Source organism: Streptomyces arenae (assembly GCF_022343545.1).
In the GTDB taxonomy this organism is placed as follows: domain Bacteria; phylum Actinomycetota; class Actinomycetes; order Streptomycetales; family Streptomycetaceae; genus Streptomyces; species Streptomyces humi.
In genome coordinates, this window is record NZ_JAKQYH010000048.1 from 73,909 (window position 1) to 94,940 (window position 21,032).

The window sequence follows — 21,032 nt, forward strand, 5'->3', positions numbered from 1 at the left end:
TCCGAGGCGAACCATCCACCGACTGGCCGACAATGACCCGGTGAACGACCTCCTCTCCCCCCTCCTCACCCCCGAGGGCCGGGCCCTCCTCGACGAGGTGCGCGGCACCGCGCCCGCCGACGAACTCGCGGTGGCCACCCGGCTGCGCCGCGGGCACCCCGCCGAGCTGGTGTCGGCGGCGCTCGCCCAGGCCCGGCTGCGGCAGCGGGCGGCGGCGAAGTTCGGGGACGCGGACGCGGAACGCATGTTCTTCACCCCGAACGGGGTCGAGCAGTCGACGCGGGCGAGTGTCGCCGCCCACCGGGCTCAACGGCTGACGGCGCTCGGGGTGACCTCGGTCGCCGACCTGTGCTGCGGGATCGGGGGTGACGCGATCGCCCTCGCACGGGCCGGGATCCGGGTGCTCGCCGTGGACCGGGACCCGCTGACGGCGGCCACCGCCCGCGCCAACGCCGACGCGCTCGGGCTCGCGGACCTGATCGAGGTCCGGGAGGCCGACGTCACGGAGGTGGACACGGCCGGCTACGACGCCGTGTTCGTCGACCCGGCCCGCCGCGGCGGCCGCGGCCGCATCTTCGACCCGGAGGCGTACTCACCGCCCCTGTCCTGGGCGGTCGCGGCGGCCTCAGCCGCGCGGGTGGCGGCCCTGAAGATCGCCCCCGGCATCCCGCACGAGGCGGTCCCGGCGGACGCCGAGGCGGAGTGGATCTCGGACGTGGGCGACGTGAAGGAGGCGGTCCTGTGGTTCGGGACCGAGCCGGGCGCGGTGCGCGCCACCCTCCTGCCCGGCCCCCGCACCCTGCTCGGCAGAGGGCTGCCCGACCCGCGGGTGCGCCCGGTCGGCCGCTACCTGTACGAGCCGGACGGCGCCGTCATCCGCGCCCACCTGGTCGCCGAGGTGGCCGAGGAGCTGGCCGGCGGCCTGGTCGACCCGACGATCGCGTACATCACGGCCGACGGACTCCGGGACACGGACTACGCGACGCCCTACGAGATCACCGACGAGCTGCCCTTCAACGTGAAGAAGCTGAAGGCCCTGCTGCGGGAGCGCGAGGTCGGGAACCTGACCGTGAAGAAGCGCGGGTCGGCCGTGGAGCCGGAGGAGCTGCGCCGGAAGGCACTGCCGAAGCCGCAGGGGCGGAACGCGGCGACCGTGTTCCTGACCCGTGTGGCGGGGGCGCCGACCATGCTCGTCGGCGCCCCCGCCCGCCCGGCCACCGGTGCCGGGCCGTCCTGAGCCACGTCGGTCACGAAGCGCAGTCGCGGGCCCGGGCCAGCAGCAGTTCGCGCTCCCGTTCGTTGCGCGCCAGCCCCGCCGCGCGTTCGAACTCCGTGCGGGCCTCGGCCGTCCGCCCGAGGCGGGCCAGCAGGTCGCCGCGCACGCTCGGCAGCAGGTGGTAGTCGCGGAGCGCCGGTTCGGCCGTCAGCGCGTCCACGATCGCGAGGGCCGGCTCCGGGCCCTGGGCCATGGACACGGCCACCGCCCGGTTCAGCTCGACGACCGGGGACGGCGAGCGGGCCGCGAGCAGCCGGTACAGGGTGGCGATGGCCGGCCAGTCGGTTTCCTCGTAGGTGTACGCGTGCGCGTGGCAGGCCGCGATGGCCGCCTGCAGGGCGTACGGCCCGGGGGCACCCGTCGTCGTGGCGTCCGCGCGGGCCAGGGCCCTGATGCCGCGCGCGATGAGCATGCGGTTCCAGCGGCGGCGGTTCTGGTCCCTGAGCAGGACCGGCTCACCGTCGGGTCCGGTGCGGGCGGCGGTCCGGGAGGACTGGAACTCCAGGAGCGAGGTGAGGGCGTGCACCTCCGGCTCCTTCGGCATCAGCGCGGACAGCACACGGGCCAGCCGCAGCGCGTCCTCGCACAGCGACGGGCGCAGCCAGTCGTCGCCCGCGGTGGCCGCGTACCCCTCGTTGTGGATCAGGTAGATGACGTCCAGGACCGAGCCGAGCCGGGCCTCGCGGTCCGGTCCGTACGGCACCTCGAAGGCGATGTTCCGCGTCGCGAGGGTGCGTTTCGCGCGGACGATCCGCTGGGCGACCGTCGGCTCGGGGACGAGGAAGGCGCGGGCGATCTCGGCCGTGCTCAGGCCGCCGAGCAGGCGCAGCGTGAGGGCCGTGCGGGCCTCGGGAGACAGCACCGGATGGCAGGCGGTGAAGACCAGACGGAGCAGGTCGTCGTCGATGTCGTCCGGGTCGGCGATCTCCTCGGGCGGGACGGCCGTCTCCGTGCTGCGGCCGATCTCCGCGAGCTTGCGGGCGTAGTTCTCCCGGCGCCGGACCAGGTCGACGGCGCGGTGCCGGGCGGTGGCCATGAGCCAGGCGCCCGGGTTGTCCGGCACCCCGTCCCTGGGCCACTGCTCCAGGGCGGCGACCAGGGCGTCCTGGGCCAGCTCCTCCGCGATGCCGACGTCCCGGACGACCCGGGCGACGCCGGCGATCACGCGGGGCGACTCCAGGCGGAAGACGGTCTCGATGGCGTGGCGGGCGTCGGCCTCTGCGGGGGGCTGTGTGCTCACAGCCCCCCATGCAACACCCACCGTCGGCCGTACGCCAGGAAGGTCAGCCCTCCGCGATCTCCCGCACCTCGCAGGTCACCGTCCAGAACTCCTCGTGGACCTTCAGGAACCGCTTGGTCCACTCCAGGGCCTCGGCCTTGTCCTTGCACTGCATGATCGCGTAGCCGCCGACGACCTCCTTGGACTCGGTGAACGGGCCGTCGGTGACGGAGATCTGCCCGCCCTCCCAGTGCACGCGGGTGCCGTCGGCGGTGGGCGTCAGTCCGGCGGTGTCCAGCATCACGCCGGCCTTGGTGATCTCCTCGATCAGTTCGCCCATCCGCTGCATCAGCTCCTCGCTGGGGCCCTCGGCGGGGGCGGAGTTCTCGTCGATCCGCACGAGCGACAGGTAACGGGGCATGGTGACTCCTCGGGTTTCCTGCGGGGTCTCTCCCCGCATCTCACCCTTGCGTCGAACGGGGAACGCCGGGTTCGACACGCCCGCCGGAATTCCCCGAAGTTTTTTTCCGGCCCCCGCGTCCGGGACGGCGGCGGGCGGCACCGGGCGGCACCTGGCGGCACCGGGGTGGCTACCGCAACGACTCCCACAGCTCGCTCGCCGCGGGTTCCTTCGCGACCACCCGGTTGGGGTCGGAGGGGGCGGTCACCACGGGCATCATCACCGTCCTGACGCTGTCGGAGGTCAGCCCCTTCAGGCTCTGCCCGAGGCGCATCAGCTCGCTCAGCGAGTCCAGGCCGGTGTCGGTGGTGAGGGACGAGGTGACCGCGTCGGCGACCTCGTAGAGCTTGGCCGGGTCGGTGAGGAGGTTGATGGAGGCGATCCGGTCCAGCAGGGCCTTGACCAGTTTCTGCTGGAGGCCTATCCGCCCGAGGTCGCTGCCGTCGCCTATGCCGTGCCGGGTGCGGGCGAGCGCGAGGGCCTGCGTGCCGTCCAGGTGGTGGGTGCCCTTCTTCAGGTGCAGATGGCTGTCGTCGTCGTCGATGTCCTGGCCGGTCGTGACGGTCACGCCGCCGAGCGCGTCCACCAGCTTGGCGAAGCCCGAGAAGTCGATCTCCAGGTAGTGGTCCATCCGTACGCCGGTGATCGACTCGACCGTCTTCACCGCGCACACCGCCCCGCCCACCGAGTAGGCGCTGTTGAACATCGAGTGGTGGGCGACCGCCGTCGAACCGCCGGAGGACAGCGGGCACGAGGGGCGGGTGACCAGGGTGTCGCGCGGGACGCTGACCACGGTGGCCGAGGTCCGGCCCGCGTCGATGTGCACCACCATCGCCGTGTCGGAACGGGCGCCCGAACTGCTGCCCCCGCCGAGCTTCTCGTTCTCCTTGCCGCTGCGCGAGTCCGAGCCCAGCACCAGGATGTTCACGGACCCGGTGGGCAGCGGGGACGCGGAGGCGGACGCGGCGGCCGTCGGTGTCGAGACCGCCTTCGCCGGCCGGTCGTCCCCGAGCGCGCTGTTGATGTCGACGCTCTTGATGTTGTCGTTGAGGTGCACATAGGCCCATCCCGCGGCCGCGACGCCGAGCGTCACCACCCCCGCCAGGGTGAGACCGACGATCTTCAGCACCCGCGACCGCCGGCCCACCCGTCTGCCCGCTTCGCCTTGCTCCTCGTGTCCCGTCACGGGCAGGAACGTAAGTCCGAATTATTAGGGGAGTGTTAGTGGAAGCGCGGTGAAGTGGATTTCTTCGGAAAATCTCACGCTTCTCAGTCCCTGCTTACCCAAGGGTCACCGTGGGCACGGGATTGCTCCCGGTCCAGGACGCGTTGAACCCGAAGGTCACCGAACTCCCGTCCGCGACCGTGCCGTTGTACGAGGCGTTCGCGCAGGACACGGCCGCGCCCGACTGGGTGCAGGTGGCGTTCCAGGCCTGGGTGATCTGCTGTCCGGCGCCGTAGGTCCAGTTCACCTTCCACGACGTCAGCGAGGCCCCGGAGCAGAAGATCGTCACCTGCCCGGTGAACCCGGTGTTCCACTGGCTGCTCACGGCGTAGGCGGCGGTGCAGGCGCCGGTCGGCGGTGTGGTCGTGGTCCCGCCGAGCGCCTCCGCGATGCCGTAGTACGCGGGTTTCGGCGCGTAGTTCGCGTCGTACGGCGTCGCCGCCCCGTACCCAGGGAAGGTGCTGTCCACCCAGGAGTCGGAGTCGGTGAAGCCCCACACGGTGACGTTGACGCACCGGCTCACCGCGGCGCACGCGGCCACCACCGACTTGAAGTCGGCCTTCTGCTGGGCGAGTTTCGTGCTGTCGGAGGGCAGCGCCATCCGGACGTCCAGCTCGGTGATCGCCACGTCGACACCCAGGTCGGCGAAGCGCTGGATGTTCTGCTGGAGGGTGGCCGGGACCTGGCCGAGGATCAGGTGGGCCTGGAGACCCACCCCGTCGATCGGGACGCCCGCCGCCTTCAGGGACTTCACCAGGTCGTACAGGGCGGTGCTCTTCGCGTTGACGCCCTCGACGTTGTAGTCGTTGATGTACAGCTTGGCGGCCGGGTCGGCGGCGTGTGCCCAGGTCAGGGCGTTGGCGATGTAGTCGGGGCCGAGGCCGTCGTACCAGATCGTCGACCGGTAGGTGCCGTCCTCGTTGAAGGGCTCGTTGACGACGTCCCAGGCGGTGATCTCGCCCTTGTAGCGGCCGACCTCGGTGCTGATGTGGTTCTGGAGCAGGCTGCCTAGCTGGGCCGGGGTCCAGGTGCCGTTGGTCAGCCAGCCGGGGTTCTGGCTGTGCCAGACCAGGGTGTGGCCGCGCACCTGCTGGTGGTGGGCCTGGGCGAAGGCGACGATCTGGTCGGCCTCGGTCCAGTCGAAGGTGCCCTGGGTGGGCTCGACCGTCCCCCACTTCATGGCGTTGCCGGGGGTCAGCGAGCTGAACTGGCCGCCGGCGAGGTCACCGTACGTCCCGGTGAGCTTGGAGCCGGTCACCGCGGTGCCGATCACCTTGCCCCGTGCCGCGGCGAGGTCGCGCAGCGGGGTGTCGGCGGCGTGCGCCGCGGGAGCCGTGAAGAGCAGCGCCACACCGGTGAACAGTGCGGCGAGGGGTAAGCCGAGTCTCAGAGATCTCATCGCGGGTGCCTCCGAAAGTTTCGGTTGTGCAACCGATTGGCTTCGGAGGAGTGTGGGGGCGGCCGCACCACCCGTCAATACGTCAACTTCCGGCCAGGCCGCCTCGCCCGGCGCCCGCGTCACCCCGTCGCGGGGGCCGCCGTGCTGGACCGCACCACCAGACTCGTGGCCAGCTCCACCCGGGTCGCCGTGGTGGCCTCCTCCGCGCGCCCCATCTCCAGCACCAGCCGCGCCGCCGCCTCGGCCATCTCGGTCAGCGGCTGCCGTACGGTCGTCAGCGGCGGCCCCACCCAGCGGGCCACCGGCAGGTCGTCGAACCCGACGATGCTCACGTCCTCCGGGATGCGCAGCCCCAGCTCGCGCGCGGCCTCGTACAGCCCGAGGGCCTGGAGGTCGTTGCCGGTGAAGACCGCGGTGGGCCGGTCGGGCATGCGCAGCAGCTCCAGGCCGAGCCGGTAGCCGGCGTCGTGGTGGAAGTCGCCGGCCTTGACCAGCCCCTGGTCGACGGGGAGCCCGGCGGTCTCCAGCGCGGCCCGGTAGCCGTCCACGCGGGCCCGGCTGCACATCATCCGGGACGGTCCGCTGATGGCGCCGATGCGCCGGTGTCCCAGCTCGACGAGGTGCCGGGTGGCGGCCAGGCCGCCCTGCCAGTTGGTGGCGCCGATGGACGGCACGTCCGGCCCGGGGTCCCCCGCCGGGTCCATCACCACGAACGGGATCGACCTGCTCAGCAACAGCGCCCGCTGCGACTCGTCGAGCCCCGAGAGCACCAGCACCACGCCGTGCGGCCGGCGCGCCGCCACCTGGTCCGCCCAGGTCCGCCCGGGGGTCAGCCGCCCCGCGGACTCGGAGAGGACGACGCTCAGACCCGCGTCCCGGGCCACGTTCTCCACCCCCCGGATGACCTCCATCGCCCAGGCGCTCTCCAGCTCGTGGAAGACCAGGTCGATCAGCGGGGAACGGGAGGCCTCGGCGCGCCGCCGCCGGTAGCCGTATACGCGCAGCAGTTCCTCGACGCGGGTGCGGGTGGCCGGGGCGACGTCGGCGCGTCCGTTGAGGACCTTCGAAACAGTCGGAGCGGACACGCCCGCCTCACGGGCGATTTCGGCGAGCGTCGCCGTCTGCGTTTCTGCGGGCTTCGAAGGCGTCATGCCCGCGATCGTATCCCTGCGCTCCCCCTTGACGAAGACCTGCGCACGCCATAGGTTCCCGGAACATTCGGTGTGTGGTACGAAACATTCGCAGCGTTCGCAGCAGAACCAGCAGAAAGCGAAGACGGGAGTTTCATGACCACCGCTCCTTGGCGAGACCCCGCACTGCCCGTCGCCGCCCGCGTCGACGACCTGCTCTCCCGGATGACCCTGGAGGAGAAGACCGCCCAGCTCTACGGCGTGTGGGTGGGCGCGGCCACGGACGGCGACGGGGTCGCCCCGCTGCAACGCGAGATGACCGCCGACTACGACTGGGACGAGCTGATCACCCTCGGCCTCGGCCAGCTGACCCGTTCCTTCGGCACCGCCCCGGTGGCCCCGGCGCTGGGCGCGCGAGCACTGGCCCGCGCCCAGCGCCGGATCACCGCCGCGGGCCGCTTCGGCATCCCGGCGATCGCCCACGAGGAGTGCCTGGCCGGGTTCACGGCCTGGCAGGCGACGGCCTATCCCGTCCCGCTCGCCTGGGGCGCCGCCTTCGATCCGCCGCTGGTCGAGGAGCTGGGCCGGCGCATCGGGCAGGACCTCCGCTCGGTCGGCGTCCACCAGGGCCTGGCCCCCGTCCTGGACGTGGTCCGCGATCCGCGCTGGGGGCGGGTCGAGGAGACCATCGGCGAGGACCCGTACCTGGTGGGCACCATCGGCACCGCCTACGTCCGGGGCCTGGAGTCGGCCGGGATCGTCGCCACCCTCAAGCACTTCGCCGGTTACGCCTCCTCCGCGGGCGCCCGCAACCTGGCCCCGGTCCGCGCCGGCGTCCGGGAGTTCGCGGACATCACCCTGCCCCCGTTCGAGATGGCGCTGCGGGAGGGCGGGGCCCGCTCGGTGATGGCCGCGTACAACGACACCGACGGCGTCCCGGCCTCCGCCGACCCGCGGCTGCTGACCGACCTCCTGCGCACCGACTGGGAGTTCGAGGGCACGGTGGTCGCCGACTACTTCGGCATCGGCTTCCTGCAGACCCTGCACCGGGTGGCGGGCACGGAGGCGGAGGCGGCGCACCTGGCGCTCGCCGCGGGCATCGACGTGGAGCTGCCCACCCTGAAGTGCTACGGCCGCCCGCTGGTGGCGGCCGTGGCGGAGGGCACCGTCCCGGAGGCGCTGATCGACCGGGCGGCCCGCCGGGTGCTGCGGCAGAAGTGCGAGCTGGGCCTGCTGGACGAGGACTGGGAGCCCCCGCGGGAAGGACCGGTCGACCTCGACTCGGCGGAGAACCGCGCCCTGGCCCGCCGGCTGGCCGAGGAGTCGGTGGTCCTCCTGGACAACCCGGACGGCGTCCTCCCGCTGCCCCCCGACACCCGGATCGCCGTGGTGGGCCCCCGGGCCGCCGACGCCCTCGCCATGCTCGGCTGCTACTCCTTCCCGTCCCATGTGCTGACCCACCACCCCGAGGTGGACCCGGGCATCTCCATCCCCACCGTCCTGGAGTCCCTGCGCTCCGAACTCCCGGACGCGAAGGTGACGTTCGCCGAGGGCTGCGACGTCTCGGACCCGGACACCTCGGGTTTCGAGGAGGCGGTGGCCCGGGCCGCGGAGGCGGACGTGTGCGTGGCGGTCCTGGGCGACCGGGCAGGCCTGTTCGGGCGGGGCACGTCGGGCGAGGGCTGCGACGTCACGGACCTCGCGCTGCCCGGTGTCCAGGCCGACCTGCTGGACACGCTGCTCACGACGGGCGTGCCGGTGGTCCTGGTCCTGCTCACCGGGCGCCCGTACGCACTCGGCCGCTGGCAGGGCCGGCTGGGCGCGGTGGTGCAGGCGTTCTTCCCCGGGGAGGAGGGCGGCCCGGCGGTCGCGGGCGTGCTGTCGGGGCGCGTCAACCCGTCGGGGCGGCTGCCGGTGAGCGTCCCGCGGGTGCCCGGCGGCCAGCCCTGGACCTACCTCCAGCCCCCGCTGGGCCTGGCGGGCGAGGTCAGCAACCTGGACCCGACCCCGCTGTACCCGTTCGGCCACGGCCGCTCGTACACGGACTTCGTGTGGGAGCCGGTGTCCCCGGAGGCGGCCGAGATCGCCACGGACGGCTCCCACGACGTGACGGTCACGGTCCGCAACGCGGGCGAGCGGGCGGGCGCGGAGGTCGTGCAGCTGTACCTGCACGACCCGGTGGCGTCGGTGACCCGCCCGGACGTCCGGCTGATCGGCTACCAGCGGGTGGAGCTGGCTCCGGGCGAATCGAGAAGGGTGACCTTCCGCTTCCACGCGGACCTGTCGGCGTTCACGGACCGGGACGGGGCACGGGTGGTGGAGCCGGGGGCGCTGGAGCTGCGGGTGGCGGCGTCGAGCGCGGAGGTACGGGCCACGGTGCGGCTACGGCTGACGGGCCCGGTACGGCGTCCGGGCCCGGACCGGGTGCTGCGGTGCGGGACGACGGTGGAGTGACCGCGCCCCTGCTGGCGACGGCACCCTTCTGACAACCGCGCCCTCCTGGTGACCGCACCCATCTGGCGACCGGCCCGCCGCTAGTCTTCCTGGCCGACCGGTTCGAAGCGCCAGCGATGGACCGGGCGGGCCAGCAGGCCGTCCGGCGGGTCCGGGAGCTCGGGGAGGTCCGGTTCGTCGTACGGCGCCGCCCACCACGTGATCACCAGCACCCGGTCCTGCGGGGCACGGAAGGTCTCCCGGCGCAGCGGCTCCCCCGCGAGCCGCTGCGCACGCGCCCACGTGAGGAGTTCGGCACCCCGGCCCTCGGCCGCCCGCGCCTCCCACATCAGCGCGACGCTCACGAGTAGAGGTTCTCCTTGCTGACCTCGTGCACGTGGTCGTGGTCGCCGGGGACGTGCGGGTCCGTCACCGGCAGGGAGCTGTCCGCGGAGAGGTCCCAGCTCGACGCGGCCCGGTTGCGGGCGACCATCTCGGCGCCGAGCGCGGCCACCATCGCGCCGTTGTCCGTGCACAGCTTCGGACGCGGCACCCGCAGCCGGATGCCCGCGGCCTCGCAGCGCTCCTGCGCCAGCGCGCGCAGCCGGGAGTTGGCGGCGACCCCGCCGCCGATCATCAGGTGGTCGACGCCCTCGTCCCGGCAGGCACGGACGGCCTTGCGGGTCAGGACGTCCACGACCGCCTCCTGGAAGGACGCGGACACGTCCCGGACGGGGACCTCCTCGCCCGCCGCCCGCTTGGCCTCGATCCAGCGGGCCACCGCCGTCTTGAGGCCGGAGAAGGAGAAGTCGTAGGCCGGGTCACGGGGCCCGGTGAGGCCGCGCGGGAAGGCGATCGCCTCCGGGTCGCCCTCCTTCGCGTAGCGGTCGATGACCGGGCCGCCGGGGAAGCCCAGGTTCAGTACCCGGGCGATCTTGTCGAAGGCCTCGCCGGCCGCGTCGTCGATGGTCGCGCCGAGCGGTCGTACGTCCGAGGTGATGTCCGAGGACAGCAGCAGGGACGAGTGGCCGCCGGACACCAGCAGGGCAATCGTCGGCTCCGGGAGGGGGCCGTGCTCCAGCTGGTCGACGCAGATGTGGGAGGCGAGGTGGTTCACGCCGTACAGCGGCTTGCCGAGCGCGTACGCGTACGCCTTCGCCGCCGAGACGCCGACCAGCAGCGCGCCGGCCAGGCCGGGGCCGGCCGTGACCGCGATGCCGTCCAGGTCCCGGGCGCTCACCCCGGCGTCCTTCAGGGCGCGCTCGATGGTCGGGACCATCGCCTCCAGGTGCGCCCGGGACGCCACCTCGGGGACGACCCCGCCGAAGCGGGCGTGCTCGTCCACGGAGGAGGCGACGGCGTCGGCCAGCAGGGTGGTGCCCCGGACGACGCCGACGCCGGTCTCGTCGCAGGAGGTCTCGATCCCCAGGACCAGGGGTTCGTCAGCCATTGATCTCGGTTCCTTGTTCGGAGGCGGCTCCGCCGGCGGAGCCGCTGTCGGGTTTCGTCGTCAGCCGCATCACCAGGGCGTCCACGTTCCCCGGCTGGTAGTAGCCGCGGCGGAACCCGATGGGCTCGAAGCCGAACCGTTCGTAGAGCTTCTGGGCGCGGATGTTGTCGACCCGGCACTCGAGCATGACCTCGGCGCACTCGAAGGCGGTGGCGGCCCGCAGCAGCTCGGTGAGCAGCTCCCCGCCCAGCCCGGTGCCCCACTGGTCACGGCGGACGGCGATGGTCTGGACGTCGCCCACCGCGGCCCCGCTGTCGGAGGCGCCGCCCTGGGCGGCCAGCCCGGCGTACCCGACGATCCGGTCGCCGTCCAGGGCGACCACGTAGCGCCGGGACGCCCCCGGTCCCCTCGCGTGCGCCAGCTCGGACCAGAACATGCCCCGGGACCAGGCGTCCTCGGGGAACAGGTCCCGCTCCAGCTCCAGGACCGGGTCGATGTCCCACCAGCGCATCTCGCGCAGCTGTGCGGTCACTTGGGTGTGACCACCTTGTAGTTCTTGGGCACCTGGGCGTCCGGCCGGCGCAGGTACAGCGGCCGGGGCGCGGGCAGCTCCTCGCCGGCGGCCAGCCTCTCGGCGGCCAGGGAGGCGAGGGCCGCGGCGGAGACGTGCTCGGGTTCGTGCACGGCCGGGAAGGTGTCCGGGTAGAGCAGCGCGCCCGCGCCGACGGCGGGCAGCCCGGCGACCCTCTCGGCGATGTCCGCCGGCCGGTCCACGGCAGGTTCGGTGAGCCGGGTGCGCGAGTCGGCGTACGTCGCCCAGTAGACCTCCTTGCGGCGGGCGTCGGTGGCCACGACGAACGGGCCGCTCCCGATGTCGGCCGCGTAGGCGAGGACGTCGAGCGTGCACAGGCCGTGCACGGGCACCCCGAGCGCGAGCCCGAAGGTGTCGGCGGTCATCAGACCGACCCGCAGGCCGGTGTAGGGGCCGGGTCCGACGCCTACGGCGATCGCGGTCACGGCGTCCAGCTTGATCCCGGCCTCGGCGAGGACGCGGTCGACGGCCGGCAGCAGCAGCTCGCCGTGCCGGCGCGCGTCCACCTGGCTCGACGAGGCGATGACGGCCGTACCGTCGTGCAGCGCGACGGTGACGGCGGGGGTGGCGGTATCCAGAGCGAGCAAGAGCACGCGAACAGCCTACGGCTCCGGCGCCGCGAGCACGGCCGTCGGGGACGGACGGTCACTGACTGCTACGGTCGGTACGAAGTACGACATATGCGGCGAGACATCCGAGGAGACGTCCGGTGGGACGCCCGACCAGGCAGAGGTGGCGCACGTGGCAGGGACCAGCTCGGCGATCGTGGCAGGCCTGACCGCGGCGGCCGTCGGCACGATCGGCCTCCTCGCCTACCAGGCCTGGGCCACCGTGCCGCCCGGTCTGGGCCGCGGCTCGGCGGCGAGCCCCGCCCCCGGTGCACCGGCGTCCCGGGCACCCCGCGACCCCGGTCGTCCGGACGCCCTCCCGAACAGCTCCGGAACGGGTGAACGGGTGGTGTACTCGGTGGACGACGACCGGGTCTGGCTGGTCGACGAGCGGGGCCGCCTGGAACGCACCTTCAGGGTGACCCCCGGCACGATCGACCCCATCCCGGGCACCTACTGGGTGACGTCGCGCTCGAAGGCGGTCACGGGCACGGACGGTCTGCCCATCGAGCACGTGGTCCGCTTCGCGACGACGAAGGACGGCTCGGCGATCGGCTTCAGCGCCGCCACCGGGCGGGGCACGGCTGAGGCCCCCGACCCGACGGTGCGGACGGGCGGCATCCGCGAGACCCGCCCCGACGGCGACGCGATGTGGAAGTTCGCGACGATCGGCGTGAAGGTGGTCGTGATCCGCTAGGCGGCCTCGCGCCCCTGCCCGACACGGCCCTGCTCGACACGAGCCTGCTCGACCGGCCCCGCCACCGGGTCGGGCGCTCTCGGCGGCCGGGACACCGCGTCGGCGGCCGCGCAGGACGCCAGCAGCTCGCGCATGGACACCACGGCGACCGCGACCGGTCGCCGCTCCTCGGACTGGGACACGGACACTGGCGCCTCCTGAAGTACGGGGGCGGACGTGGTTAGGTAGACCTAACTACGAACTGGGTACCATGTGACCACGCCCGATACGTCCGGCGCAATATGTTGCCGACGCCTTGTCGGAACGTTCACACGGCCCTCAGACGGACAGCGCCCCCAGTTCCACCGCGGCCCACCGCTCCCCCAGCCCCGTCAGGGTCACGTGCCGCACCTCGTCCACGGTGTCCCCGACGGCCCGGTGGATCCGCACGGCGAGCCGGTCGTCGGTCAGCTCCTCGACCTTGCCCTCGCCCCACTCCACGACCACCACGGACTCGGGCAGCGAGACGTCGAGGTCGAGGTCCTCCATCTCGTCGAGCCCGCCGCCGAGGCGGTACGCGTCGACGTGGACGAGCGGCGGACCGTCGTCGAGGGAGGGGTGGACGCGGGCGATGACGAACGTCGGCGAGGTGACGGCCCCGCGCACCCGGAGCCCCTCGCCCAGACCGCGGGTCAGCGTCGTCTTGCCGGCGCCGAGCTCCCCGCTGAGCATCACGAGATCACCGGCGCGCAGCAGCTCGGCCAGTCGGCGGCCCAGCTCCCGCATCTGCTCGGGGGAGGTGATGATCAGCTCGGTCTCAGCCCGGTCGTGCCGTGCTGCTGGTGCTTCCATAGCCACTTACCGTAGCCCCTGCCGGCACCGCACCCGCGCGGGTGAGCAGGTCCGCGAGGCGGTCGGTGACCACCTCCGGGTGCTCCAGCATGACCAGGTGCCCGGCGTCCGGGACCAGCACCAGCTCGGCGTCGGGCAGCAGGTCGGCGATGACCTCGCTGTGCTCGCTGGGCGTGACGAGGTCCCGCACCCCGGCCAGCACCAGCACCGGCAGGTTCTGGAAGTGGGCGAGCGCGGCGGTCTTGTCGTGGTCGGTGAAGGCCGGGTAGAACTCGGCGACCACGTCGATCGGGGTGGACTCGATCATCCGCTCGGCGAACCGCTCGACGGCCGGGTCGACGTCCCGGCCCGCGAACGAGTACCGCTTGATGATCCCGGCGAACAGGTCCGCGGTGATCTGCCGCCCCTTCTCCACCAGCGCGGCCTGGGTGCCGAGCGCCTTCAGCACACCGGGCAGCACCCGGCGCACCGCGTTGACACCGGCGACCGGCAGACCGAAGTTGACCTCGCCGAGCCGTCCCGACGAGGTGCCGACGAAGGCGGTGGCGACGACCCGCTCCCGGATCAGCTCGGGGTACTGCGCGGCCAGCGCCATCACGGTCATGCCGCCCATGGAGTGCCCGACCAGCACGAGCGGCCCGTCGGGGGCGGCCGCGTCGAGGACGGCCCTCAGGTCCCGGCCCAGCTGGTCGATGGTGACGGGCGCGCCTTCCTCGTGCTGGGCGACACCCCGGCCGGACCGGCCGTGGCTGCGCTGGTCCCAGTGCACGGTGCGCACCACCCCGCGCAGGGCCGCGCGCTGGAAGTGCCAGGAGTCCTGGTTGAGGCAGTAGCCGTGGCTGAAGACGACGGTGACGGGCGCGGGCGCCTTGCGGCCGAAGAGCCGGCGGCGGCGCGGGGAGACGGCCGGACCCGTGTCGGGTTCCACCTCGTCGACCTCGTAGTAGAGCTCGGTGCCGTCGTCGGCGTGCGCCTTGCCGGGCGTACCGCGCAGGGTGCCGTACGGTCCCGCCGAGTCCAGGGCGAGCCGGGCCTTGCGGCGCATCCCGCGGCCGACGGTCATCCGCTCCAGGGCGACACCGGCCGCCGCCCCGGCCGCGAGCACCCCTATGGCGGCCCCCGCGATACCGGTCACCTTGCGCCAGCTGCCGTCCACCCCCGTGGCGGAGACGACGGCCGCCGCGGCGTCCGCTACGGCCTCCGCACTGCTCTCGCTCACGTACCGCTCCTCTTCGCCGTATTCGCCGTACTCGCCGTGATCCGCCGCACTCGCCCTGACTCGCCGTGCTCGCCGTACTGCAGTTCGCCGGTTCGGCGGCACGGGTGATGCCGACGCGATGACCGATGCCGCCGCCAACAGGTGTAACCAGGTCGTGCCGCCGGCGAACCCGGGAGGTCAGTCGCCGTCCCCTGGTTCTTGCCCATTCGGTTCCTCGTTCACATAGACGCGGGGAACCCGGGTTCCGATGCGGGTGACGATTTCGTAGGCGATGGTGCCCGCGGCCTGGGCCCAGTCCTCGGCGGTGGGCTCGCCGCGGTCGCCGGGACCGAACAGCACCGCCTCTGAGCCGGTTTCGGGTTCGTCGCCGCCGAGGTCGACGACGAACTGGTCCATGGCGACGCGTCCGGCGACCGTCCGCCACTTGCCGCCGACCAGCACGGGCCCGGTCCCGGAGGCGTGCCGCGGGACACCGTCCGCGTAGCCGACGGGGACCAGCCCGAGGGTGGTCTCGCCGGGCGTGACGTAGTGGTGCCCGTAGCTGACGCCGTGTCCGCCGGGGACGTGCTTCACCAGGGCCAGCGAGGCGGACAGCGTCATCACCGGGCGCAGCCCGAAGTCACTTGCGGCGCCCAGCTCGGGGCTGGGCGAGAGGCCGTAGAGCGCGATCCCCGTGCGGACCAGGTCGAAGTGGGACTCGGGCAGGGTGAGGGTGGCCGGCGAGTTGGCGATGTGCCGCACCTCGGGGCGCACGCCCTGCTCCTCGGCGTGGGCGAGCAGTTCGCGGAAGACCGTGAGCTGGGCGGCGATGGAGGGATGCCCCGGCTCGTCGGCGCAGGCGAAGTGGGACCACAGGCCCGTGATCCGGACCCGGCCGGCCGCCTCGGCCCGCAGCGCCTCGCGGACCAGCTCGGGCCAGTCGGCGGGCTGGCAGCCGTTGCGTCCGAGCCCGGTGTCGGCCTTGAGCTGCACACGCGCGGGCCGGCCGGCCCGCCCGGCCGCCTCGACGACCTCACGCAGCGCCCACATGTCGCTCACCGACACGTCCAGGTCGGCCTCGACGGCCTCCTGCCAGGGCCCGCCCGGGGTCCACAGCCAGCACATGATCCGCACGCCGGTCGGCAGCTCCGGGTCGGCGCGCAGCGCCAGGGCCTCCTCCGGGGTGGCCGTGCCGAGCCAGCCCGCGCCCGCCCGGACGGCGGCGCGGGCACACCGGACGGCGCCGTGGCCGTACGCGTCGGACTTCACCACGGCCATCAGGGCGGCGCCCGGCGCGAGGGCGCGCAGGGTCCGCACGTTGGCCCGCAGGGCGGCCAGGTCGATCTCGGCGCGGGCGCGCAGGGGCGCCGTCGGCGCGGTCCGCGCCGTCCGCGCGGTCGGTGTGTCACTCATGGCGCCCCCAGTGTCTCAGAGGCCCCTGTCGGCCCTCCGGCGCAGGCCCTGGTACGGGGTTCGGGTACCTCAGGATGGTCAGGTACCCGTCCGATGCCCCCACACGTACACCTTGTCGCCCTTCTTCAGCACGCTCCACAGCTTCTTGGCGTCGCCGAGCTTGAGGTTCACGCAGCCCCAGGAGCCGACGGTGGTGTAGATGGAGCCGTACACGGCGTGGAAGGCCTGTCCGCCGTCGAAGAACTGGGCGTACGGCATGGGCGAGTTGTACAGGGTCGACCAGTGGTTCTTGTGCCGCCAGTAGACGGAGTGCCACCCGGCCCGGGTCGCGTATCCCTTGCGTCCGCTGCGCATCTGCACCGGCCCGTAGATCACCTTGCTGCCCTTCTGCACCCAGGTGACCTGCCGGTTGAGATCGACACAGGCGACCCGGTACGACTTCACGGGGCAGTTCTTCTTGGCGTTCGGGTTCTTCTTCGCCGACAGCAGCATCATCTGGTACCAGGTCACGGGTCCCGCGAACCCGATCGCCGGCTTGATCTTGTACGTCTTCTGGAACTTCTGGATGGCCTTGCAGTCGGCGGTGGACTGCTTGCCGTCCACCCTCAGCTTCAGCCACTGCTCGATCTGCTTCTGGTACGGCCCGGTCAGCTTGGAGCAGCTGACCTTGGAGACGGCGTCGCTGAGCGGCACGTACTCGATGAGGTCGTACGTGCCCGGTGCCGCCGCCTTCGGCTCGACGGCGTCCTCCTTGACGCTGGGCGTGTACACCTTCGGCGGCAGCATCTGGTCGGGGGTGTCGATCCCCCAGGGCCGCGCGGGCCCGGGTGCGACCCCCGGCACGAGTTCGGACTCGGGGATGACGGTCGAGGGCTTGGGTGCACCGGTGTCGGCGGCCACGGTCCCGGCCCCGAGGGAGAGCACGGCCACGGCGGCCACGAGAACTCCGCCGACACCCCGCCCGTTACGCACGATTCGTCCACTAATCATGCGATCAGACAACCCCGATGGCCAGGCGATTCCAGGGAGCCGCGCGGCGAGGTCACCCAAGGGATGCAGACACCGCCGGCCGTAACACCCCGCCAGCCGTAGCGCCCCGTCAGGGGCGCGGGGAACTGCGCGACCAGCCACCGCGCACCCGCACCCGACCACCGCCGAACGGCCCTCACCGGGGGCCCGGGGCGCAGCCCCGAGACGGCGACCCCTCGGCCTACCGGAAAACCCCCCGCCACGCCGCCCCCAACTCCTCGGCCACCGCGTGTGCAACCGTCGGCGCCCCCTCCGCCGCGAACCGCCCCGCGAGCCCGTGCAGATACGCCGCGACACTCCCCGCGTCCCGCCCGTCCAGCCCGGACGCCAGCAGCGAACCCCCCAGCCCCGACAGCACGTCCCCGCTCCCGGCGGTGGCCAGCCACGGCGTCCCCGTCGCGTTCACCCGTACGGCCGTCAGCCCGCCCGCCTCCGCCACCAGCGTGGTCGACCCCTTCAGCAGCACGGTCGCCCGGTACGCCGCCGCCAGCTCCCGTACCGCCGCGAGCCGGCCGGCCTCGACCTCCTCCCGCCGTACCCCGAGCAGCGCGGCCGCCTCCCCGGAGTGCGGCGTCATCAGCGTGGGTGCCGTACGGCCACGCACCGCGTCCCGGTCGGCGAGCCGCAGCCCGTCCGCGTCGATGAGCACCGGAACCTCCTCCGCCAGCACCTCGGCGACCACCTGCGCCGCGTCGCCGACCCCCGGTCCCACCACCCACGCCTGTACCCGCCCGGCCTTCCGCGGCCCGGCGTCCGACACCAGCGTCTCGGGAAAGCGGGCCAGCACCTGGTCCCCGGCCGGCCCGGCGTACCGTACGGCCCCGGCCCCGCCCCGCAGCGCCCCGGCGACGGCGAGCACGGCCGCGCCCGGATAACGCGCCGAGCCGGCGGCGATGCCCACCACTCCCCGCCGGTACTTGTCGCTCTCCGCGGACGGCGCCGGCAGCAGCCGCGCCACGTCCGCGTCCTGCAACGCCTCCAGTTCGGCCTCCGGGGGCAGTTCGAGCCCGATGTCGACCAGCCGTACCGAACCGGCGTACGCCCGCGCGGGATCGATCAGCAGCCCCGGCTTGTGCGTGCCGAACGTGACGGTGAGGTCGGCCCGTACCGCCGCCCCCCGTACCTCGCCGGTGTCCGCCTCGACCCCGCTCGGCAGGTCCACGGCGACGACGACGGCCCGGGACCGCTCCACCACGGCCACCAGCTCGGCGGCGTCGGGCCGCAGCCCGCCCTTGCCTCCGATGCCCACGATCCCGTCGACGACGAGGTCGGCCCGCAGGATCAGCCCCGCGGCACCGTCAGCGCCCACAGCCGTACCGCCGGCCCGGCGCAGCGCCGCGAGCCCGCCCGCGTGGGTGCGCTCCGGCGCGAGCAGCACGGCGACGACCCCGGCGCCCCGGCGCGCCAGCCGGGCCCCGGCGTACAGCGCGTCCCCGCCGTTGTCCCCGCTGCCGACCAGCAGCACCACCCGGCTGCCGTACACCCGTCCGAGCAACTCGGCGCAGGCGGCGGCCAGCCCGGCGGCGGCCCGCTGCATCAGCGCCCCTTCCGGCAGCCGCGCCGTCAGCTCCCGCTCGGCCGCCCGTACCGTCTCCACGCTGTAAGCAGTCCGCATGCCCCGAGTCTCTCCCGTAACCCTCGGACCACGCATCCGCCACCGCCCGCGGGATCAGCCCTCCGCGATCACCACCGCCGAGGCCACCCCGGCGTCGTGACTGAGCGACACATGCCACGACCGGACGCCGAGTTCCGCGGCGCACGCGGCCACGCTGCCCCGCACCCGCAGCCGCGGCCGCCCGCTGTCCTCGACGACGACCTCCGCGTCCGTCCAGAGCAGTCCCGGCGGCGCGCCCAGTGCCTTGGCCAGGGCCTCCTTCGCCGCGAACCGCGCCGCGAGCGAGGCGACACCACGCCGTTCCCCGCTCGGCAGGAACAACTCCCGCTCCAGGAAAAGCCGCCCTGCCAGCCCGGGGGTGCGCGCCAGCGACTCCCGGAACCGGTCGATCTCGGCGACGTCGATGCCAACCCCGATGATGCTCATGCCCGGCAGCCTACGGTCACTCCACGGTGACCGACTTGGCCAGGTTGCGCGGCTGGTCCACCTCGTTGCCGCGGGCGGTGGCCAGTTCGCAGGCGAAGACCTGGAGCGGGACCGTGGCGACCAGCGGCTGGAGCAGCGTCGGCGTGGCCGGGATACGGATCAGGTGGTCGGCGTAGGGGACGACGGCCTCGTCCCCCTCCTCCGCGATCACGATCGTCCGCGCGCCGCGCGCCCGGATCTCCTGGATGTTGGACACGATCTTGTCGTGCAGCACGGAGCGGCCGCGCGGCGAGGGGACGACCACGACGACCGGCAGGTCCTCCTCGACCAGCGCGATCGGACCGTGCTTCAGCTCGCCCGCCGCGAAGCCCTCGGCGTGCATGTACGCCAGTTCCTTGAGCTTCAGGGCGCCCTCCAGGGCCACCGGGTAGCCGACGTGCCGGCCGAGGAACAGCACCGTCTTCTTGTCGGCGAGGGAACGGGCCAGTGCCCGAACCGGCTCCATGGTCTCCAGGACCCGTTCGACCTCACCGGAGATGTGCGAGAGGTCCCGGATCACCGCGCTGATCTCGTCGCCCCACTTGGTGCCCCGCACCTGGCCGAGGTACAGGGCGACCAGGTAGCAGGCGACCAACTGGGTGAGGAACGCCTTGGTCGAGGCGACCGCGACCTCCGGACCCGCGTGCGTGTACAGGACCGCGTCCGACTCACGGGGGATGGTCGAGCCGTTGGTGTTGCAGATGGCGAGCACCTTCGACCCCTGTTCCCGCGCGTGCCGCAGCGCCATCAGGGTGTCCATGGTCTCGCCGGACTGCGAGATGGCGATGACCAGCGAACGCGAGTCCAGGATCGGGTCCCGGTAGCGGAACTCGCTCGCCAGCTCCACCTCACAGGGGATGCGCGTCCAGTGCTCGATCGCGTACTTGGCGATCAGCCCGGCGTGGAAGGCGGTACCGCAGGCGACGATGACGACCTTGTCGACCTCGCGCAGTTCGGCCGTGCCGATCCGGACCTCGTCCAGGGTCAGCGAGCCGTTCGCGTCGATCCGGCCGAGGAGGGTGTCGGCGACCGCCTTGGGCTGCTCGGCGATCTCCTTGAGCATGAAGTAGTCGTAGCCGCCCTTCTCGGCCGCCGAGGCGTCCCAGTCGACGTGGTACGGGCGGACGTCCGCCGGGGCGCCGTCGAAGCCCGTCACCGTCACGCCGTCCCGGCGCAGCTCCACCACCTGGTCCTGGCCCAGCTCGATCGCCGACCGCGTGTGGGCGATGAACGCGGCGACGTCCGAGGCGAGGAAGGCCTCGCCCGCTCCGACACCCACCACGAGCGGCGAGTTCCGGCGGGCGCCCACGACCACGTCGGGCTCGTCGGCGTGCGCCGCGACCAGCGTGAACGCGCCCTCCAGCCGGCGGCACACCAGCCGCATCGACTCCGCGAGGTCGGCGGTGCCGGAGAACTCCTCGGCGAGCAGGTGCGCGACGACCTCGGTGTCCGTCTCGGACGCCAGGTCGTGTCCGCGCTCGGCCAACTCCGCCCGCAGCGCGGCGAAGTTCTCGATGATCCCGTTGTGGACGACGGCGACCCGGCCGGCGTTGTCCAGGTGCGGATGCGCGTTGGCGTCCGTCGGCCCGCCGTGCGTGGCCCAGCGGGTGTGCCCGATACCGGTGGACCCCGTCGGCAACGGCCGCTCCGTCAGCTCCTTCTCCAGGTTGACGAGTTTCCCGGCCTTCTTCGCCGAGGCCAGCCCGCCGTCGGCCAGCACGGCGACGCCCGCGGAGTCGTACCCGCGGTACTCCAGCCGCTTCAGCCCGGCCACCACGACATCGAGCGCCGACTGCGCCCCCACGTATCCCACGATTCCGCACATGACCGGCAGCCTAAGCGCCACTCCCGGCCCGAACACGGCACAGCGTGCCCGAATTCAGAAATCACACGCGGCCCGAAGGGGCGGCGCGCAGGCGGAGCCCCCACGTGACGGACCCCACCCGCCGTCCCGTTCAAACTCCGTTAACAATGGAATGTGATCTCTCCGGT

At 73.1% G+C, this 21,032-nt stretch carries 20 protein-coding genes; 3 read left to right on the top strand and 17 right to left on the bottom strand.

Annotated elements, in window-relative coordinates; all coding sequences use genetic code 11:
• Positions 1–40 precede the first annotated feature (40 nt).
• Positions 41–1,237, top strand: a complete 1,197-nt coding sequence (locus MB828_RS21545) for a class I SAM-dependent methyltransferase (protein WP_301649619.1) — start codon at positions 41–43, stop codon at positions 1,235–1,237.
• A 10-nt stretch (positions 1,238–1,247) separates the two neighbouring features.
• Here the strand turns inward: MB828_RS21545 and MB828_RS21550 are convergent, their stop codons facing one another.
• From MB828_RS21550 to MB828_RS21570, 5 genes are all read right to left on the bottom strand, one after another.
• Positions 1,248–2,516 carry an RNA polymerase sigma factor gene (locus MB828_RS21550; RefSeq protein WP_301649620.1) on the bottom strand — a complete coding sequence of 423 codons (1,269 nt, stop codon included), beginning with the start codon at positions 2,514–2,516 and terminating at the stop codon, positions 1,248–1,250.
• Between the two features lie 43 nt (positions 2,517–2,559).
• A complete protein-coding gene (locus tag MB828_RS21555; RefSeq protein WP_133028803.1) occupies positions 2,560–2,916 on the bottom strand; it encodes a YciI family protein in 357 nt (118 codons plus the stop codon).
• 169 nt (positions 2,917–3,085) lie between these two features.
• Complete coding sequence (locus MB828_RS21560; protein ID WP_301649621.1) at positions 3,086–4,141, bottom strand: LCP family protein; 1,056 nt, start codon at positions 4,139–4,141, stop codon at positions 3,086–3,088.
• Between the two features lie 94 nt (positions 4,142–4,235).
• Positions 4,236–5,579, bottom strand: a complete 1,344-nt coding sequence (locus MB828_RS21565; RefSeq protein WP_301649622.1) for an endo-1,4-beta-xylanase — start codon at positions 5,577–5,579, stop codon at positions 4,236–4,238.
• 119 nt (positions 5,580–5,698) lie between these two features.
• Positions 5,699–6,730: a LacI family DNA-binding transcriptional regulator gene (locus tag MB828_RS21570; RefSeq protein ID WP_133028800.1), complete on the bottom strand. Its 1,032-nt coding sequence runs from the start codon at positions 6,728–6,730 to the stop codon at positions 5,699–5,701.
• A 135-nt stretch (positions 6,731–6,865) separates the two neighbouring features.
• Here MB828_RS21570 and MB828_RS21575 point away from each other — a divergent pair, with 135 nt between their 5' ends.
• Positions 6,866–9,163 carry a glycoside hydrolase family 3 N-terminal domain-containing protein gene (locus MB828_RS21575; RefSeq protein WP_301649623.1) on the top strand — a complete coding sequence of 766 codons (2,298 nt, stop codon included), beginning with the start codon at positions 6,866–6,868 and terminating at the stop codon, positions 9,161–9,163.
• Between the two features lie 80 nt (positions 9,164–9,243).
• Here the strand turns inward: MB828_RS21575 and MB828_RS21580 are convergent, their stop codons facing one another.
• The 4 genes from MB828_RS21580 to tsaB are packed head-to-tail and all read right to left on the bottom strand — an operon-like array spanning position 9,244 to position 11,777.
• Positions 9,244–9,507 (bottom strand): hypothetical protein, encoded by a 264-nt coding sequence (locus MB828_RS21580; RefSeq protein ID WP_301649624.1) that lies wholly within the window; start codon positions 9,505–9,507, stop codon positions 9,244–9,246.
• Positions 9,504–10,592 carry a tRNA (adenosine(37)-N6)-threonylcarbamoyltransferase complex transferase subunit TsaD gene (gene tsaD / locus MB828_RS21585; RefSeq protein WP_301649625.1) on the bottom strand — a complete coding sequence of 363 codons (1,089 nt, stop codon included), beginning with the start codon at positions 10,590–10,592 and terminating at the stop codon, positions 9,504–9,506. Before tsaD ends, MB828_RS21580 begins: the two co-directional genes overlap by 4 nt.
• Complete coding sequence (gene rimI / locus MB828_RS21590; RefSeq protein ID WP_133028904.1) at positions 10,585–11,103, bottom strand: ribosomal protein S18-alanine N-acetyltransferase; 519 nt, start codon at positions 11,101–11,103, stop codon at positions 10,585–10,587. Before rimI ends, tsaD begins: the two co-directional genes overlap by 8 nt.
• A gap of 17 nt (positions 11,104–11,120) precedes the next feature.
• Positions 11,121–11,777, bottom strand: a complete 657-nt coding sequence (tsaB, locus tag MB828_RS21595; protein ID WP_301649626.1) for a tRNA (adenosine(37)-N6)-threonylcarbamoyltransferase complex dimerization subunit type 1 TsaB — start codon at positions 11,775–11,777, stop codon at positions 11,121–11,123.
• 148 nt (positions 11,778–11,925) lie between these two features.
• Between tsaB and MB828_RS21600 the strand changes: the two genes are divergently transcribed.
• On the top strand, positions 11,926–12,489 hold the full coding sequence (locus tag MB828_RS21600) for a hypothetical protein (protein ID WP_133028795.1): 564 nt from the start codon (positions 11,926–11,928) through the stop codon (positions 12,487–12,489).
• Here MB828_RS21600 and MB828_RS21605 read toward each other — a convergent pair.
• The 8 genes from MB828_RS21605 to glmS all read right to left on the bottom strand — a co-directional run bounded on the left by MB828_RS21605 (position 12,486) and on the right by glmS (position 20,865).
• On the bottom strand, positions 12,486–12,677 hold the full coding sequence (locus tag MB828_RS21605; protein ID WP_301649627.1) for a hypothetical protein: 192 nt from the start codon (positions 12,675–12,677) through the stop codon (positions 12,486–12,488). The two genes, MB828_RS21600 and MB828_RS21605, sit on opposite strands and share 4 nt — an antisense overlap.
• Positions 12,678–12,807: 130 nt before the next feature.
• The gene (tsaE, locus tag MB828_RS21610) at positions 12,808–13,320 is read right to left on the bottom strand and encodes a tRNA (adenosine(37)-N6)-threonylcarbamoyltransferase complex ATPase subunit type 1 TsaE (protein WP_301649628.1); all 513 of its coding nucleotides are present in this window, start codon (positions 13,318–13,320) and stop codon (positions 12,808–12,810) included.
• The gene (locus MB828_RS21615; protein WP_301649629.1) at positions 13,286–14,539 is read right to left on the bottom strand and encodes an alpha/beta fold hydrolase; all 1,254 of its coding nucleotides are present in this window, start codon (positions 14,537–14,539) and stop codon (positions 13,286–13,288) included. Before MB828_RS21615 ends, tsaE begins: the two co-directional genes overlap by 35 nt.
• A 177-nt stretch (positions 14,540–14,716) precedes the next feature.
• Positions 14,717–15,931 (bottom strand): alanine racemase, encoded by a 1,215-nt coding sequence (gene alr / locus MB828_RS21620; RefSeq protein WP_301649630.1) that lies wholly within the window; start codon positions 15,929–15,931, stop codon positions 14,717–14,719.
• A gap of 78 nt (positions 15,932–16,009) precedes the next feature.
• Positions 16,010–16,921, bottom strand: a complete 912-nt coding sequence (locus tag MB828_RS21625) for a L,D-transpeptidase family protein (RefSeq protein WP_430381410.1) — start codon at positions 16,919–16,921, stop codon at positions 16,010–16,012.
• Between the two features lie 220 nt (positions 16,922–17,141).
• Positions 17,142–18,575, bottom strand: a complete 1,434-nt coding sequence (locus tag MB828_RS21630) for an NAD(P)H-hydrate dehydratase (RefSeq protein ID WP_301649632.1) — start codon at positions 18,573–18,575, stop codon at positions 17,142–17,144.
• A gap of 54 nt (positions 18,576–18,629) precedes the next feature.
• Complete coding sequence (locus MB828_RS21635) at positions 18,630–19,001, bottom strand: holo-ACP synthase (RefSeq protein ID WP_133028790.1); 372 nt, start codon at positions 18,999–19,001, stop codon at positions 18,630–18,632.
• Between the two features lie 16 nt (positions 19,002–19,017).
• Positions 19,018–20,865, bottom strand: coding sequence for a glutamine--fructose-6-phosphate transaminase (isomerizing) (gene glmS, locus MB828_RS21640; protein WP_301649633.1), 1,848 nt, complete (start codon positions 20,863–20,865; stop codon positions 19,018–19,020).
• Between the last annotated feature and the right edge of the window lie 167 nt (positions 20,866–21,032).

Bases quoted from the DNA above. Each gene is read 5' to 3' on its own strand.
- MB828_RS21555 (WP_133028803.1), bottom strand. From the start codon at position 2,916: ATGCCCCGTTACCTGTCGCTCGTGCGGATCGACGAGAACTCCGCCCCC.
- MB828_RS21565 (WP_301649622.1), bottom strand. From the start codon at position 5,579: ATGAGATCTCTGAGACTCGGCTTACCCCTCGCCGCACTGTTCACCGGT.
- MB828_RS21570 (WP_133028800.1), bottom strand. From the start codon at position 6,730: ATGACGCCTTCGAAGCCCGCAGAAACGCAGACGGCGACGCTCGCCGAA.
- MB828_RS21575 (WP_301649623.1), top strand. From the start codon at position 6,866: ATGACCACCGCTCCTTGGCGAGACCCCGCACTGCCCGTCGCCGCCCGC.
- tsaD (WP_301649625.1), bottom strand. From the start codon at position 10,592: ATGGCTGACGAACCCCTGGTCCTGGGGATCGAGACCTCCTGCGACGAG.
- rimI (WP_133028904.1), bottom strand. From the start codon at position 11,103: ATGCGCTGGTGGGACATCGACCCGGTCCTGGAGCTGGAGCGGGACCTG.
- tsaE (WP_301649628.1), bottom strand. From the start codon at position 13,320: ATGGAAGCACCAGCAGCACGGCACGACCGGGCTGAGACCGAGCTGATC.
- alr (WP_301649630.1), bottom strand. From the start codon at position 15,931: ATGAGTGACACACCGACCGCGCGGACGGCGCGGACCGCGCCGACGGCG.
- MB828_RS21625 (WP_430381410.1), bottom strand. From the start codon at position 16,921: ATGATTAGTGGACGAATCGTGCGTAACGGGCGGGGTGTCGGCGGAGTT.
- MB828_RS21630 (WP_301649632.1), bottom strand. From the start codon at position 18,575: ATGCGGACTGCTTACAGCGTGGAGACGGTACGGGCGGCCGAGCGGGAG.
- MB828_RS21635 (WP_133028790.1), bottom strand. From the start codon at position 19,001: ATGAGCATCATCGGGGTTGGCATCGACGTCGCCGAGATCGACCGGTTC.
- glmS (WP_301649633.1), bottom strand. From the start codon at position 20,865: ATGTGCGGAATCGTGGGATACGTGGGGGCGCAGTCGGCGCTCGATGTC.